13 protein-coding genes are annotated in these 15293 nt (G+C 68.8%); 6 read left to right on the top strand and 7 right to left on the bottom strand.

The annotated features are described in order from the left end of the window. Positions 1–320: 320 nt before the first annotated feature. Positions 321–2921, bottom strand: a complete 2601-nt coding sequence (gene clpB / locus OG844_RS27925) for an ATP-dependent chaperone ClpB (RefSeq protein ID WP_406393974.1) — start codon at positions 2919–2921, stop codon at positions 321–323. 137 nt (positions 2922–3058) lie between these two features. Here clpB and OG844_RS27920 point away from each other — a divergent pair, with 137 nt between their 5' ends. Next, positions 3059–3460 (top strand): pyridoxamine 5'-phosphate oxidase family protein, encoded by a 402-nt coding sequence (locus OG844_RS27920; protein ID WP_406393972.1) that lies wholly within the window; start codon positions 3059–3061, stop codon positions 3458–3460. 102 nt (positions 3461–3562) lie between these two features. Here the strand turns inward: OG844_RS27920 and OG844_RS27915 are convergent, their stop codons facing one another. After that, positions 3563–3883, bottom strand: a complete 321-nt coding sequence (locus OG844_RS27915; RefSeq protein WP_406393970.1) for a (2Fe-2S)-binding protein — start codon at positions 3881–3883, stop codon at positions 3563–3565. Further along, the gene (locus OG844_RS27910) at positions 3880–4140 is read right to left on the bottom strand and encodes a 5'-nucleotidase (protein ID WP_406393968.1); all 261 of its coding nucleotides are present in this window, start codon (positions 4138–4140) and stop codon (positions 3880–3882) included. The genes OG844_RS27915 and OG844_RS27910 overlap by 4 nt, the downstream gene beginning before the upstream one ends. Before the next feature lie 152 nt (positions 4141–4292). Between OG844_RS27910 and OG844_RS27905 the strand changes: the two genes are divergently transcribed. Both OG844_RS27905 and OG844_RS27900 read left to right on the top strand, forming a co-directional pair. Further along, positions 4293–5300 (top strand): helix-turn-helix transcriptional regulator, encoded by a 1008-nt coding sequence (locus tag OG844_RS27905; RefSeq protein WP_406393967.1) that lies wholly within the window; start codon positions 4293–4295, stop codon positions 5298–5300. Positions 5301–5361: 61 nt separating this feature from the next. Further along, on the top strand, positions 5362–6405 hold the full coding sequence (locus OG844_RS27900) for a LuxR C-terminal-related transcriptional regulator (RefSeq protein ID WP_406393965.1): 1044 nt from the start codon (positions 5362–5364) through the stop codon (positions 6403–6405). A gap of 30 nt (positions 6406–6435) precedes the next feature. Here OG844_RS27900 and OG844_RS27895 read toward each other — a convergent pair whose 3' ends face one another. From OG844_RS27895 to dnaK, 4 genes are all read right to left on the bottom strand, one after another. Then, a complete protein-coding gene (locus tag OG844_RS27895) occupies positions 6436–6882 on the bottom strand; it encodes a heat shock protein transcriptional repressor HspR (protein ID WP_014155378.1) in 447 nt (148 codons plus the stop codon). 1 nt (position 6883) lies between these two features. Further along, positions 6884–8074, bottom strand: a complete 1191-nt coding sequence (dnaJ, locus tag OG844_RS27890; protein ID WP_329209498.1) for a molecular chaperone DnaJ — start codon at positions 8072–8074, stop codon at positions 6884–6886. Positions 8075–8167: 93 nt separating this feature from the next. Continuing rightward, a complete protein-coding gene (grpE, locus tag OG844_RS27885) occupies positions 8168–8821 on the bottom strand; it encodes a nucleotide exchange factor GrpE (protein ID WP_406393963.1) in 654 nt (217 codons plus the stop codon). Continuing rightward, complete coding sequence (gene dnaK / locus OG844_RS27880) at positions 8818–10671, bottom strand: molecular chaperone DnaK (protein WP_329209494.1); 1854 nt, start codon at positions 10669–10671, stop codon at positions 8818–8820. The genes grpE and dnaK overlap by 4 nt, the downstream gene beginning before the upstream one ends. A 288-nt stretch (positions 10672–10959) precedes the next feature. Between dnaK and OG844_RS27875 the strand changes: the two genes are divergently transcribed. The 3 genes from OG844_RS27875 (at position 10960) to OG844_RS27865 (ending at position 15253) form a co-directional block, all read left to right on the top strand. After that, positions 10960–11631, top strand: a complete 672-nt coding sequence (locus OG844_RS27875) for a sugar transferase (RefSeq protein ID WP_406393961.1) — start codon at positions 10960–10962, stop codon at positions 11629–11631. 74 nt (positions 11632–11705) lie between these two features. Beyond that, positions 11706–13973 (top strand): (Fe-S)-binding protein, encoded by a 2268-nt coding sequence (locus OG844_RS27870; protein ID WP_406393959.1) that lies wholly within the window; start codon positions 11706–11708, stop codon positions 13971–13973. 128 nt (positions 13974–14101) lie between these two features. Continuing rightward, complete coding sequence (locus tag OG844_RS27865; protein ID WP_406393958.1) at positions 14102–15253, top strand: FG-GAP repeat domain-containing protein; 1152 nt, start codon at positions 14102–14104, stop codon at positions 15251–15253. Positions 15254–15293 lie beyond the last annotated feature (40 nt).

Below are 15293 nucleotides of genomic sequence, written 5' to 3'. Positions count from 1 at the left end.
AAGTGTCCTGTTATTGAGCGGAAACCGGCCTGTTGCCTGGCCGTTGACCGTAGTGCGATCGGGATACGGATATGCACCGCTCTCGCCCGGAGAACAGCCGGGGCAGCACGCCGCGCCCGTTCATCCGGCCACGGAACGGAAATTTTCGGCTCGATTTAGTGGGCAACCGCCGGTACGCCCCGACTTACTTCTCGGGCGCACGACCAGGGCACTTCATCTATCAAGGGTGTCGGATGCACGTATCAATGCAAACGACGCCGCACACGCACGTGCCCCCGGCCCGGACGCAGGGTCCGCGGGCCGGGGGCACGAGGAGTGGTCTACCTGGGATTCTCCGGGGGAACGGCCCCCACGAGCAGCCCGTCCCCGGCCCGGTCCACCCGCACGGTGTCCCCGTCCTTGACCTCGCCCGCGAGGATCTCCTTCGCGAGCCGGTCGCCGATCGCCGTCTGGATCAGCCGGCGCAGCGGCCGGGCGCCGTACGCCGGGTCGTTGCCCTCCTCGGCCAGCCAGGCCAGGGCGTCCGGGGTCACGTCGAGGGTGATCCGGCGGTCGGCCAGCCGGCCCGCGAGGCGGCCCACCTGGAGACCCGCGATGTGGGCGAGCTCGTCACCGGACAGGGCGGAGAAGACCACCAGGTCATCGAGCCGGTTGAGGAACTCCGGCTTGAAGGACGCCCGTACGACATCCATGACCTGCTGCTTCTTCACGTCCGGCTTGGTCAGGGGGTCGACCAGGAACTGACTGCCGAGGTTCGACGTGAGGATCAGGATGGTGTTGCGGAAGTCCACCGTCCTGCCCTGCCCGTCGGTGAGCCGGCCGTCGTCGAGCACCTGCAGCAGGATGTCGAAGACCTCGGGGTGCGCCTTCTCCACCTCGTCGAGCAGGACGACGCTGTACGGGCGGCGGCGGACGGCCTCCGTGAGCTGGCCGCCCTCCTCGTAGCCGACATAGCCGGGCGGGGCGCCGACGAGCCGGGCGACACTGTGCTTCTCGCCGTACTCGCTCATGTCGATGCGGATCATGGCCCGTTCGTCGTCGAACAGGAAGTCCGCGAGCGCCTTGGCCAACTCGGTCTTGCCGACGCCGGTCGGGCCGAGGAAGAGGAACGAGCCGGTGGGCCGGTCGGGGTCGGCGATCCCGGCGCGGGTGCGGCGTACCGCGTCCGCCACGGAGCGCACGGCCTCGGTCTGGCCGATGAGCCTGCGGCCCAGCTCGTCCTCCATGCGCAGGAGCTTCTGGGTCTCGCCCTCCAGGAGGCGTCCGGCCGGGATGCCCGTCCACGCCCCGACGACGTCCGCGATGTCGTCCGGTCCGACCTCCTCCTTGACCATGGTGTCCTGGGCGGCTTCCTGCTCGGCCTCGGCCGCTTCGGCCAGTTCGCGCTCCAGGCCGGGGATCTCCCCGTACAGCAGCTTGGACGCGGTGTCGAAGTCGCCGTCGCGCTGGGCGCGTTCGGCCTGGCCGCGCAGTTCGTCCAGGCGCTCCTTCAGCTCACCGACGCGGTTGAGCCCCTGCTTCTCCTTCTCCCAGCGGGCGGTCAGGCCCCGCAGCTCCTCCTCCTTGTCGGCGAGATCGCGGCGGAGCTTCTCCAGGCGCTGCTTGGAGCCCGCGTCGGTCTCGTTCTTGAGGGCGAGCTCCTCCATGTGCAGGCGGTCGACGGCCCGCTGGAGCTCGTCGATCTCCAGGGGGGAGGAGTCGATCTCCATACGGAGTCGGGAGGCGGCCTCGTCGACGAGGTCGATGGCCTTGTCGGGGAGGAAGCGGGAAGTGATGTAGCGGTCGGAGAGGGTCGCGGCGGCGACCAGCGAGGAGTCCGCGATCTGGACCTTGTGGTGCGCCTCGTACCTGCCCTTGAGGCCGCGCAGGATCGCGATCGTGTCCTCGACGGACGGCTCGGCGACCAGGACCTGCTGGAAGCGGCGCTCCAGGGCGGGGTCCTTCTCGATGCGCTCGCGGTACTCGTCCAGCGTGGTGGCGCCGACCATGCGGAGCTCACCCCGGGCGAGCATCGGCTTGAGCATGTTGCCCGCGTCCATCGAGGAGTCGCCGCCGGCACCCGCGCCGACGACGGTGTGCAGCTCGTCGATGAAGGTGATGATCTGGCCGTCGCTCTCCTTGATCTCGGAGAGGACGGTCTTGAGGCGTTCCTCGAACTCGCCCCGGTACTTCGCACCCGCGACCATCGCGCCGAGGTCGAGGGAGACGAGCCGCTTGTTCTTCAGCGACTCGGGGACGTCCCCCTTGATGATCCGCTGGGCGAGCCCTTCGACGACGGCGGTCTTGCCGACACCGGGCTCCCCGATGAGCACGGGGTTGTTCTTCGTGCGGCGGGACAGCACCTGGACGACACGGCGGATCTCCTGGTCACGTCCGATGACGGGGTCGAGCCTGCCCTCGCGCGCGGCGGCCGTGAAGTCGGTGCCGAACTTCTCCAGGGCCTTGTACTGGCCCTCCGGGTCGGGTGTGGTCACCCGGCGCCCTCCCCTGCTCTTCTCGAATGCGTCCAGCAGCTTCTTCGCACTGGCTCCCTGCTGAGTGAGGATCTCACCGGCGCGGCCGCCCTTGGCCGCGATACCGATCAGCAGGTGCTCTGTGGAGAGGTAGTCGTCGCCCAGTTCCTTCGCCCTCTGTGCGGCGTCGGAGATGACGGCGAGCAGCTCACGGTTGGGCTGCGGCGGGGCGACGGTGGATCCGGTGACGCTGGGCAGCGCGCCGAGAAGCCGCTCCGTCTCGGCACGCACGACCACCTGGTCGGCGTCGGCCGCGGCCAGCAGGTCGGTGATGTTCGCGTTGTCCTCGCCCGCGAGCAGTGCAAGCAGCAGATGCCCCGGGGTGAGGTCGGGGTGCCCGTCCTTGACGGCCCTGCTGGTGGCCGCGTTGAGGGCGTCCCGGCTCCTGTTGGTCAGCTCGGCGTCCACGGGCGTTGTCTCCTCCTTGTGCTGGTGCTTCTCGGCTTCACTGAAGTATGACTCGAATAACGGGTACAAAGTTGAGTCTATTCCACTCAAGCCTGACCGGGTGCGGGTGTGGGGGCCGTTCTCTCTAGGCTGACCCCATGCCTGACGTTCGCAACCTCGGCCCCGAGTACCTCGCCTTCTGGCGGGAGCGCCATGTGTGCACCTTGACGACGCTCCGCCCTGACGGCACCCCGCATGTGGTGCCGGTCGGCGTGACGTACGACCCGGAGACTCGGCTGGCACGTGTCATCACCAGCGGGAACAGCCGGAAGGTCGCCCACGTCCTGGCGGCGGGCCCCCAGGGCGCACGGGTCGCGGTCTGCCAGATGCAGGGACGCCGCTGGGCGACCCTGGAGGGCCTCGCGACGGTCCGCACGGAGTCCGGGCAGGTGGCGGACGCGGTACGCCGTTACGCGCAGCGGTACGAGCGCACTCCGGCGCACAACCCGGAACGGGTCGTCATCGAGATCGCCGTGGACCGGGCGCTCGGCAGAGGCTGAGAAATCCATCCGGGCAGCACAACGGCGCCATCGTGTTCAGGTCACGATGGCGCCGTTGTGTGGGGGAAGCGCCTGAACGACATGGAACGACGGGGGAATCGTTCAGGCACTGCGGGGGGTGGCGGAGATGGCTTCTTGTTCGAACAGCTCGTGGTCCCGCTGATCGAGATTGACGAAAATCATGCCGTACCTCACGGCACAGCGAACCGGTTGCGGCGCTCCGCGGGGCCGGCGCAGACAGCGATAGGCGCGGACGTCGTCGTCCGTTTCCATCACCACGACGATCGGCTCTCCGAACAGGGTGACCATCAACGAATCGCCATGGCCGGTGAGCGCCGTGAGCAGATCGATGAAGTGCCACCCTGACCGATAGGCCGTGGCCATCTCCCGCCGGAAGGTGCGGTCGTCCGGTGGGGTGGTCATGCGCCGGTAAGGGCCGGAGCGGACCAGGCGATGTCACCTGGTACCGACGCCGCCGGAGCGCCCCAGGCGATGTCACCCGATGCGGGCGCGGCCTCGGCACCCCAGGCGATGTCACCTGGCGCCGACGCTGCCGGAGCGCCCCAGGCGATGTCACCCGATGCGGGCGCGGCCTCGGCACCCCAGGCGATGTCGCCCGATGCCGCGACGGCCTCCCCGCCCCATGCGATGTCGCCCCCGCCCGCCAGTCCAATGCCCAAGGCTGCAACGAACGAGGCGGCAAGCGCCGAGCGAAGCATTCGCTTATACATAGTCGGCTTCGTCCTCACTTGTGGATTCTTCTCCCCCGCACTTAAGACGATGTCTCACCCAGGCACTCGAACACCACTGAGTCGATGCATCATGTTCCTGCATGTTCAGGAACCTGGGGGGTGGAGATATGACCACAAGCTACACAAAGCCGACACATCCTCACGGGATCACCGAACTGTGCGAAGAAGGTGGGCGCCTTTACGCCAGCGCATTGCGCTCCGGGCGCATCGCCCGCGCCGAGGCGGCAGCCGCCCCGTGTCTGATCGACTTCGCCCTAGTGCACCCCGATCCCGACGACGCGGACTGGCTCCGGCCGGTACCCCCGTCCGCCGCACTGGCCAAACACCTGCACCCGCTCGAACGCGAGATCCTGGAACGCCGCCGGCGCTCCGTCCTGCTCACCGAGTCCTTCGAGCCCTACATGGACATCAGCGCCCAGGACCCGCCGACCACCCACGCGATCACGGTCCTTGAAGGCGCCAACCGGATCAACGCGGCGCTGGACCTCGCCACGGCCGAGTGCCGAACGGAGGTCCTGACCGTCCAGCCGGGAGGCGGCCGGAGCGAGGACCGCCTCATCGAGGCCCTGGAACGGGGCCTGTCCGTCGTGGACCGCGGCGTACGCATCCGCACGCTCTACCAGCACACCGTGCGGCACAGCCCCAGCACACTGGCGTACGCCGAACGTATTGCGGACGACAACGTGGAAATCCGCACGCTCGAGGAACTCATCGAGCGCCTGATCATCTTCGACCGCACGGTCGCCTTCATCCCGGCCACGGACGACCGCCAAGTCGCTCTGGAACTGCGGCATACGGGACTGGTCGAGTACCTCGCCAAGGTCTTCGAACAACTCTGGACCCGAGCCGCTCCCCTGCTGGAGGAAGTCAAGTACAACCCGACAACCCTCGGCATCAGCGGAGTTCAGCATGCGATAGCCCAACTCCTCGTCGAGGGACACGTCGACGACTCGATCGCGCGCCGTCTCGGCATGAATGTCCGCACCTGCCGCGCACATGTGGCCAAACTGAACGCCGCGCTCGGCAGCAACAGTCGCGCCCAACTCGGCTATCTGATCGCACAGTCAGGGATCCTGGATCAGGAGTGACCGCTCCTGGCGCACCACGATTCCCCCGGATCCAGGCTTCCGCCACCGTCATCTTGTTGCAGTGCAAAAAAATGAGGGCCCCCAAATCGACGCGGAAAAGGCAAACCCGACCCATGCGCATGGGAATCGAGAACTGTGCGACCCGGCGATACGCCTGTACGAGGAAGCGCTGCGCGCGGGACGTCTCCCCCGCGCCGACCTGGACTCCGCTCCGTGCCTGCTGGAGATGGCCCTCGTCCAGCCCGACCCGGACGACGACGCGTGGCTTCGTCCCGTCCCGCCGTCCGCCGCTCTGGCCCACCTGCTGCAGCCCATCACCAGGGAGATAGACGAGCGGATACGTCTGACCTCCGCGCTGTCAGGGGCGCTTGCGCCGCTGATGGCCGTCGCCGATGAGGACCCCAACCACGCGATCACCGTGCTCGAAGGACGGTCGCTGATCGTCTCCGTGCTCCGGGAGGCCTCCACCCATGCCAAGGAGGAGGTCCTGACGGCGCAGCCGGGGGCCAACAGGCTCACACACAACATGCGGCAGGGGCTGGAGAACGCCCGCTCCGCGATCGCCTCGGGAGCCCGTCTGAGGCACCTCTACCAGCACCCCGCACGGTACAGCCCCGGGCTCAAGGACTACGTGGCGGAAATACCGTCCGACCGCCTCCAGGTGCGGACCGTCGAGCAGAGCGTCGAACGGCTCATCATCTTCGACCGCGCCGTGGCCTACATCCCCGCCACTCCCACGCGTGAGACGGCACTGGAAATCCGCCATCCCGCCCTCGTCACCTATCTCACCCAGGTCTACGAGGTCCTCTGGGCGCAGGCCACCCCCCTCACCCAGCAGCTCCCGGCAACCGTCCCGGGCGCCCCCGTCACCGCCGTCCAGCAGAGCATCGCCCGGCTGCTGACCGAGGGCCACGTCGACGACGTGGTCGCACGCAAGCTGGGCATCAGCGTCCGCACCTGCCGCTCCCACATCTCCAAGCTCATGCAGACGCTCAATGCCCGCAGCCGGACCCACCTGGGGGCGCTCATCGTCCGGTCCGGCATCGCCGAGGCCGGCACCGGGACAGCACAGAGGCCCGCCCCCGGGGTCATGAACGGGTCATGACGCCCCGGGGGCGGGCCTCCGCAGCCGGTCTCAGTCCTTCGGCCTCTTGGGCCGCCAGACGACCAGCGCGCTGGTCTGCTGCACGTCCTGGTACGGCACCAGGTCGCGCCGGTACGAGGCGTGCACCTGGGCCTCGCGCTGCTGCATGGCCACCGCCGCACCGTCCACCGCCGCGGAGAGCTCGGCGACGCGCTGCTGGAGCGCGGCGACCTGGTTCTCCAGCTCGATGATGCGCTTGATGCCCGCCAGGTTGATGCCCTCGTCCTGCGACAGCTGCTGCACCGTGCGCAGCAGTTCGATGTCGCGGGCCGAGTAGCGCCTGCCGCGTCCGGCCGTACGGTCCGGCGAGACCAGGCCGAGGCGGTCGTACTGGCGCAGCGTCTGCGGATGCAATCCCGAGAGCTGGGCCGCGATCGAGATCACGTACACCGGTGATTCATCGGTCAGCTGGTACGGATTGCGCCGACGGCCGTCCATCTCAAGCTCCCTTCGCAGCCTGGAACAGCTCCGCCCGCGGGTCCTCCCCCGCGGTCGCCTTCCGGTAGGCCTCCAGCGCTTCCTGAGCCTCCGCGCCGAGATCCTTGGGCACGGACACCTCGACGGTGACCAGGAGGTCGCCACGGGTGCCGTCCTTGCGCACGGCTCCCTTGCCGCGGGCCCGCATCGTACGCCCGTTGGGGGTACCGGCCGGGAGTTTCAGGGTGACCGGAGGTCCGCCGAGCGTGGGGACCTTCACCTCGCCGCCGAGTGCCGCCTCCGCGAAGGTGACGGGCACGGTGACGGTGAGGTTGTCGCCCTTGCGGCCGAAGACCGGGTGGGCGTCGACATGGACGACGACGTAGAGGTCGCCTGCCGGGCCGCCGCGCTCGCCCGGGCTGCCCTTGCCGCGCAGCCGGATCCGCTGGCCGTCCAGCACGCCCGCCGGGATCCGCACCTGCATGGTGCGGGCCGACTTCGCCCGGCCGCTGCCCTTGCAGACCTCGCAGGGGTCCTGGGCGATGAGGCCCCGGCCCTTGCAGTCCACACAGGGATCGGTGAGCGAGAATCCGCCGCCGCTGCCGCGTGACACCTGACCGGTGCCGACGCAGGTCGGACAGACCCTCGGGGTGCCGTTCCTGTCGCCCGTGCCCGAACACGCCTTGCAGGGCGCCTGGCTGGACATCCGCAGCGGGACCGTGGCCCCGTCGACGGCCTCGGTGAAGCTGAGCGTCACCTCGGACTCGATGTCCTGGCCGCGGCGCGGCTGGACACGGGTGCCCGCGCCGCCCCGGTTGAACAGTCCGCCGAAGACGTCGCCCAGGCCGCCGCCACCACCGCCGAACCCGCCGGCACCGCCGCCCTGGCCCGCACCCGGGGCACCCCCGAAGAGGTCCCCCAGGTCGAAGTTGAAGTTGCCGCCCGCACCGCCGGGACCCGCCCGGAAGCCTCCGTTGCCGAAGAGGGCGCGCGCCTCGTCGTACTCCTTGCGCTTCTTGGGGTCACCGAGGACGTCGTTCGCCTCGGAGATCTCCTTGAAGCGCTCCTCCGCCTTGGCGTCGCCCTTGTTGGCGTCCGGGTGGAACTCGCGGGCGAGCTTCCGGTACGCCTTCTTGACCTCGGCGTCGGTGGCGTCCTTGGGGACGCCGAGGACCTTGTAGTAGTCCTTCTCGACGAAGTCCTTCGTGCTCATCGACGTCCCTCCTTCCGGACGATGGGCCGTGCGGCCGGCCTTGTGGCCGGCCGCACGCCCCGTCGGTGTTCACCGCAGTGGTCGGACTGGACGTCAGACCTCTTCGGTTCCACCGCTCTCCTCGTCGTCTGCCTTCTCTTCCTTCGCCGCCGCGGGCGTGGCGCCCGGCTGCGGCTCGGCCACGGCCACCCGCGCGGGGCGGATGGTGCGCTCCCCGATGCGGTACCCCGGCTGCAGGATCGCCACGCAGGTCGTCTCGGTGACGTCCGGCGCGTACGAGTGCATCAAGGCCTCGTGGATCGTCGGGTCGAAGGGCTCGCCCTCCTTGCCGAACTGGTGCAGGCCCAGCTTCGCGACGACCGTCTCCAGCGATTCGGCCACCGACTTGAAGCCGCCGACCAGCTCGCCGTGCTCCCGTGCGCGGCCGACGTCGTCCAGCACGGGCAGGAGCTCGGACAGAAGGCCCGCGACTGCGACCTCCTTGACCTGCACCCGGTCGCGCTCGACCCGCCGGCGGTAGTTCTGGTACTCGGCCTGGAGCCGCTGGAGGTCGGCCGTGCGCTCACTGAGCGCCGTACGGACCTGGTCCAGCTGCGCCGTCAGGGCCGCTGTCTGCTGTACGTCCCCGGCCGGGGCCGCCGCCTCCTCGGTGGAGGGGGTGGCGGCGGCCTTCGGCTCGACGTCGTCGGAGTTGGCGCCGGAGGGGACGTCGGGCTTCTCGTCGAAGCCCGGAGTCTCCTCGGTCACGCCGCACCGCCCTTGTTGTCCTTCTCGTCGTCCACGATCTCGGCGTCGACGACATCGTCGTCGGCCTTGGCGCTGTCGTCACCCGGGGTGTCGGCGCCGGGCGTCGCACCCTCGGCCTGGGCGTTGGCGTACATCGCCTGGCCCAGCTTCTGGGAGACGGCCGCGACCTTCTCGGTGGCGGTACGGATCTCGGCGGTGTCCTCGCCCTTGAGCTTCTCCTTCAGCTCGGTGAGCGCGGTCTCCACCTCCGTCTTCACGTCACCGGGGACCTTGTCCTCGTTGTCCTTGAGGAACTTCTCCGTCTGGTAGACGAGCTGCTCGCCCTGGTTGCGCGACTCGGCGGCCTCGCGACGACGGTGGTCCTCGTCCGCGTACTGCTCGGCCTCTTCGCGCATCCGGTTGACCTCGTCCTTCGGCAGCGAGGAGCCACCGGTGACGGTCATCTTCTGCTCCTTGCCGGTGCCGAGGTCCTTCGCGGCGACGTGCATGATGCCGTTCGCGTCGATGTCGAACGCGACCTCGATCTGCGGGACGCCACGCGGGGCCGGCGGCAGGCCGGTCAGCTCGAACATGCCGAGCTTCTTGTTGTACGCCGCGATCTCGCGCTCACCCTGGTAGACCTGGATCTGCACGGACGGCTGGTTGTCCTCGGCCGTCGTGAAGATCTCGGAACGCTTGGTCGGGATCGTGGTGTTGCGCTCGATGAGCTTGGTCATGATCCCTCCCTTGGTCTCGATACCGAGGGACAGCGGGGTCACGTCGAGGAGCAGGACGTCCTTGACCTCGCCCTTGAGGACACCGGCCTGGAGCGAGGCGCCGATGGCGACGACCTCGTCCGGGTTCACACCCTTGTTGGCGTCCTGACCGCCCGTGAGCTCCTTGACGAGCTCGGCGACGGCCGGCATACGGGTCGAGCCACCGACGAGAACGACGTGGTCGATCTCGGAGAGCTGGATGCCCGCGTCCTTGATGACGTTCTGGAACGGGTTCTTGCAGCGGTCCAGGAGGTCAGCGGTGAGCTGCTGGAACTGCGAGCGCGTGAGCTTCTCGTCCAGGTGCAGCGGGCCCTCGGCCGAAGCGGTGATGTAGGGCAGGTTGATCGTGGTCTCGGTCGAGGACGAGAGCTCGATCTTCGCCTTCTCCGCAGCTTCGCGGAGACGCTGGAGAGCCATCTTGTCCTTGGACAGGTCCACGCCGTGCCCGTTGGCGAACTGCTTCACCAGGTAGTCGACGACACGCTGGTCCCAGTCGTCACCACCGAGGTGGTTGTCACCGTTGGTGGCCTTCACCTCGACGACGCCGTCGCCGATCTCCAGGAGGGACACGTCGAAGGTGCCGCCACCGAGGTCGAAGACGAGGATCGTCTGGTCGTCCTTGTCGAGCCCGTACGCCAGCGCGGCGGCCGTCGGCTCGTTGACGATGCGCAGGACGTTCAGGCCCGCGATCTCGCCGGCCTCCTTCGTCGCCTGGCGCTCGGAGTCGTTGAAGTACGCCGGGACGGTGATGACAGCGTCGGCCACCTTCTCGCCCAGGTATGCCTCGGCGTCACGCTTGAGCTTCTGCAGGATGAAGGCGCTCATCTGCTGCGGGTTGAAGCCCTTGCCGTCGATCTCGATCTTCCAGTCAGTGCCCATGTGGCGCTTGACCGAACGGATCGTCCTGTCGACGTTCGTGACTGCCTGGCGCTTGGCCACCTCGCCGACGAGCACCTCGCCGTTCTTCGCGAAAGCGACGACGGACGGCGTGGTCCTGGCGCCTTCGGCGTTGGTGATGACGGTGGGCTCGCCGCCTTCGAGAACGCTGACGACGGAATTAGTCGTACCCAGGTCGATGCCGACCGCACGTGCCATTTCGATTCCTCCAACTGACTACTTGAGTGGATCTGACTCAAGGATGCATGACACCCGCCTCCGAGTCAAAGGACCTGAGTCACCTGGACTCAACTAAGGTGCTCAGACCCACTACCACCTGTGGTTTTTATCTGATGCACACATGAACGCGGCGCCGACGCCACGCGCGACACCCGGCACTCTTGCTACGCCAAGCACCTCCGCCCCACCATCGCATCATGGGATCGTTCTGTCACAAAATGCAGCGAGACGGTCATAAGGGCACGTCACGGATTCCGGGCAGGTGCGATGCAGAACGCGAAGCAGACTGCGGTACGAAGGACGACGCACCCCGCCACAGCCGCGGCGGCACGGGCGGCGGCCCGCGCTGCCCGGTTCACGGCGGCACAGCTGGCGGCCATGACCGCCAAGCGGAGCCTGGACCTGGTGCTCGGCTCGGTCCTGCTGGCACTGGCCTCCCCCGCCCTCGCCCTGGGCGGCCTCGCCCTCGCGCTCCGGCCGGGCCGCCGGCCCGGAGGCGTACTGAGACGCGACATCCGGACCGGCCTCGGCGGCCGGCCCTTCGAACTGCGCTCCCTGCGCACCCGCCGGCTCCGCCTCGACCTGCTGTCCCGACTGCCGCACGTCGTACGCGGGGAACTCTCCCTGGTCGGTCCGGCACCCCTCGCACCCGGCGACCCGGCGGCCGGAGGACCGGGGGGCCGCGACTGGCGGCAGGAGCTGCGGCCGGGTCTGACCGGCCTGGCACAGGTGCGCGCCCGCTCCGGAATGCCCTGGGACGAACCCGCCCTCCTGGACGCGTACTACGCCGAGCATCATGGGACAGGACTCGACCTGGTGATCCTGGCTCAGACCGCACGCATCCAGCTGCGCACCGCACTCCACGGGCCCGCCCGGCGGAGGAAGGCTCACCTGAGCGACACAAATCACCGCCTGCCCAGCTACAGCACGGCGGAATAAGTGGATAGTGTCAGCACAGAATCATTAAGTTACCGCTTAGTATCCTACCCTCGCAGGCCCGAGGAGCCCCCAAAATGCAACTCGCCGCGATCATCGTGTCGCTGGTCATCACGGTGGTGGCCGTCGCACTCTTCGGCCGCGCCATCGCGCAGATCTACCGCTATGTGCGACTCGGTCAGCCCGTGCCCGCGGGCACCCGCACGGGTGATCCCACGCAGCGCACCATCACGCTGGTCAAGGAATTCCTCGGCCACACCCGTATGAACCGCTGGGGCATCGTCGGCTTCGCGCACTGGTTCGTGGCGGTGGGCTTCTTCTCGCTGCTGCTCACGATCGTCAACGCCTTCGGCCAGCTCTTCCAGGCCGACTGGCTGATCCCGTTCATCGGCGACTGGCTGCCGTACGAGATCTTCACCGAGTTCCTCGGTCTGATGACGGTCCTCGGCATCGTGACCCTGATCGTGATCCGCCAGCTCAGCAGGCCGGGCAACGCGGGCCGCAAGTCCCGCTTCGCGGGCTCGAAGACCGGCCAGGCGTACTTCGTCGAGGCCGTCATCCTCATCGTCGGCCTCTGCATCATGACGCTGCGCGGCCTGGAGGGTGCCCAGCACCACGTGACCAGCTGGGAGCCCGGCTTCTTCGCCTCGTACCCGCTGGTCGCCGCCTTCGACGGGCTGAGCATCGGCACGCTCCAGTACATCACCTACGCCGTCGCGGCACTCAAGATCGTCACGTCCTTCACCTGGATGATCACGGTCTCGCTCAACACCAACATGGGTGTCGCCTGGCACCGCTTCCTCGGCTTCCCGAACATCTGGTTCAAGCGGAACGCCGACGGCGCGGTCGCGCTCGGCGCGCTCCTGCCGATGACCTCGGGCGGCAAGGAGATCGACTTCGAGGACCCGGGCGAGGACGACGTCTTCGGTGTCTCCCAGGTCGAGCAGTTCTCCTGGAAGGGCATCCTCGACTTCTCCACGTGCACCGAGTGCGGTCGCTGCCAGTCGCAGTGCCCCGCCTGGAACACGGGCAAGCCGCTCTCCCCGAAGCTCCTGATCATGTCCCTGCGCGACCACGCGCACGCCAAGGCCCCGTACCTGCTGGCCGGCGGCGGCAAGGACATGGAGGGCAACGAGAAGGCCACCGAGGAGCAGCTCAAGGACGTTCCCGCGGCCGCCCTCGCGGAGGCCGAGCGCCCCCTCATCGGCACCGCCGAGGAGAACGGCGTCATCGACCCGGACGTGCTCTGGTCCTGCACCACCTGCGGTGCGTGCGTGGAGCAGTGCCCGGTCGACATCGAGCACATCGACCACATCGTCGACATGCGCCGCTACCAGGTGATGATCGAGTCCGCCTTCCCGTCCGAGGCGGGCACGATGCTCAAGAACCTGGAGAAGAAGGGCAACCCCTGGGGGCTCGCCAAGAAGCAGCGTGTCGAGTGGACCAAGGAGGTCGACTTCGAGGTCCCGATCGTCGGCAAGGACGTCGAGGACCTCAGCGAGATCGACTACCTGTACTGGGTCGGCTGCGCGGGCGCCCTCGAGGACCGGGCCAAGAAGACGACGAAGGCCTTCGCGGAGCTCCTCCACATCGCGGGCGTCAAGTTCGCGATCATGGGCGGCGACGAGAAGTGCACCGGTGACTCGGCCCGCCGCCTCGGCAACGAGCCGCTGTTCCAGCAGCTCGGCCAGGAGAACGTCGCGATGCTGAACATGGCGTTCGGCGAGGACGACGAGGACGACTCGACCAAGAAGGCGAAGTCGGCGAAGAAGATCGTCGCGACCTGCCCGCACTGCTTCAACACCATCGCGAACGAGTACCCGCAGCTCGGCGGCGAGTACGAGGTCATCCACCACACGCAGCTGCTCCAGCACCTGGTGGACGAGGGCAAGCTGATCCCGGTGACGCCGGTCGAGGGTCTGATCACGTACCACGACCCCTGCTACCTGGGCCGTCACAACAAGATCTACACGCCCCCGCGCGAGATCATCGCGAAGGTCCCGGGTCTGCGGAACGAGGAGATGCACCGCCACAAGGAGCGCGGCTTCTGCTGCGGCGCCGGTGGTGCCCGGATGTGGATGGAGGAGCGGATCGGCAAGCGCATCAACAACGAGCGCGTCGACGAAGCCCTCTCCCTCAACCCGGACATCGTCTCCACGGCCTGCCCGTTCTGCCTCGTCATGCTGACCGACTCGGTCAACGGCAAGAAGAACGACGGCAAGGCGAAGGAGTCGATCCAGGTGGTCGACGTCTCGCAGCTCCTCCTGGAGTCGGTGAAGACCCCCGCCGACCCGGCGGACGACACGGAGACGGCGGACCAGCCGGAACCCGAGCCGGTGAAGTAACACACGCTGTCGCGCGGCGGAAGCGGCCGGACCTGCCTCGGGGGCAGGACCGACCGCTTCCGCCGTTTCATGCATCATGTGGGTCGCACAGAACCCACAGAGACGTACGAGACGGATGAGGTGCCCCCGTGCGGATACGGATCGCAACGGCGAAGGCCGCGACGGCAGCACCGCTCGCGGCGGCCTGCGTCGGCATGCTCCTGCTGTCGGCCTGCTCGGGCCCCTCCGAGGCGCATGCCCCCTCCTCGGCGTCCGCCGCCCCGACGGGCAAGAACGGCGACGCCCCGCCCGAGGCCCTCGCCGGCCGGGCGGACACCCCGCGACTGCCCGTCCCACGCGGCGGCGGCAGCCGTACAGCCGACGACTTCAACGGGGACGGCCACCGGGACCTCGTCATCGACGACCTGGTGAAGGCACCCGAGGACAGCCACGGCGACGACGCCGGCATCGGCATCGTGTACGGCTCCGCCGGCCGCGCCCTCGAACCCGGCACCCGCCAGCTGCTGAGCGCCCGCACCCACGCGGCGAAGTTCGGTGACACCCTCCCCGCGGCGTTCGACGCCCAGACGGCGTGCGACCTCGACGAGGACGGCTTCACCGACCTGATCGTGGCCACGGATCCCCCGTACGACGGCATCGGCCGCCCTCCCGTGCCGCTGCAGGTCCTCTTCGGCTCGCCCGGAGGCCTGACCGGCAGGGCCGTCACCCTCCGCATCCCGGACACGGCCAGGTACGGCAACGAGTGGCCCGACCACCCCGTCTGCGGCGACTTCGACGGGGACGAGCACACCGACCTCGTCGTGACGGCGGGCGAGGGCAGGGTCAGCGACCTCCGCGGCCCCTTCACCCGCGCCGGTGCGCCGCGCCGTGCCGAGTCCCTCCCCGGCGGCGGACCGTACCTCTTCGCCCCCGCACCCAAGGCCGACACGAACGGCGACGGCTACGACGACCTCGTCCACTCCCCCAAGCCCCACGGGCCCGGCGAGGCGGCCAGGGGCACCCTGCTGCTCGGCACCCCGAACGGCCCGACCCGCCCCGGCGGCACGTACCGCTTCGAGGCCCCGCCGAACGGCATCCCGACGGCGCCCGTCCGCGGCTCCGGTTCGTCCACGCCCACGGAGACGGCACTGCTCCGCTACGCGGACTTCGACGGTGACAGGAAGCGGGACACCGTGGTCCGTACGCACCGGGGCGAGGAGGCGGACCTGATCGCCCTGTACCCGGCCACCACTCCCGACCACCCCGGGATCAGCTTCTCCACGGCCCTGTTCCTGCGCTGAGCCCCTGCGGCAGACCCCCCGGGGTTCCCCTAGGGGATGT

This window comes from Streptomyces sp. NBC_00887 (assembly GCF_045207585.1).
The sequence above is the reverse complement of the archived record's forward strand: the minus strand, read 5'-3'. Positions and strand labels throughout refer to the sequence as shown.

What these genes read in the sequence shown, in the direction of transcription:
- OG844_RS27920 (WP_406393972.1), top strand. Translation starts at nt 3,059, where the DNA reads ATGCCTGACGTTCGCAACCTCGGCCCCGAGTACCTCGCCTTCTGGCGG.
- dnaJ (WP_329209498.1), bottom strand. Translation starts at nt 8,074, where the DNA reads ATGAGCACGAAGGACTTCGTCGAGAAGGACTACTACAAGGTCCTCGGC.
- OG844_RS27875 (WP_406393961.1), top strand. Translation starts at nt 10,960, where the DNA reads ATGCAGAACGCGAAGCAGACTGCGGTACGAAGGACGACGCACCCCGCC.
- OG844_RS27905 (WP_406393967.1), top strand. Translation starts at nt 4,293, where the DNA reads ATGTTCAGGAACCTGGGGGGTGGAGATATGACCACAAGCTACACAAAG.
- OG844_RS27915 (WP_406393970.1), bottom strand. Translation starts at nt 3,883, where the DNA reads ATGACCACCCCACCGGACGACCGCACCTTCCGGCGGGAGATGGCCACG.
- dnaK (WP_329209494.1), bottom strand. Translation starts at nt 10,671, where the DNA reads ATGGCACGTGCGGTCGGCATCGACCTGGGTACGACTAATTCCGTCGTC.
- OG844_RS27895 (WP_014155378.1), bottom strand. Translation starts at nt 6,882, where the DNA reads ATGGACGGCCGTCGGCGCAATCCGTACCAGCTGACCGATGAATCACCG.
- OG844_RS27870 (WP_406393959.1), top strand. Translation starts at nt 11,706, where the DNA reads ATGCAACTCGCCGCGATCATCGTGTCGCTGGTCATCACGGTGGTGGCC.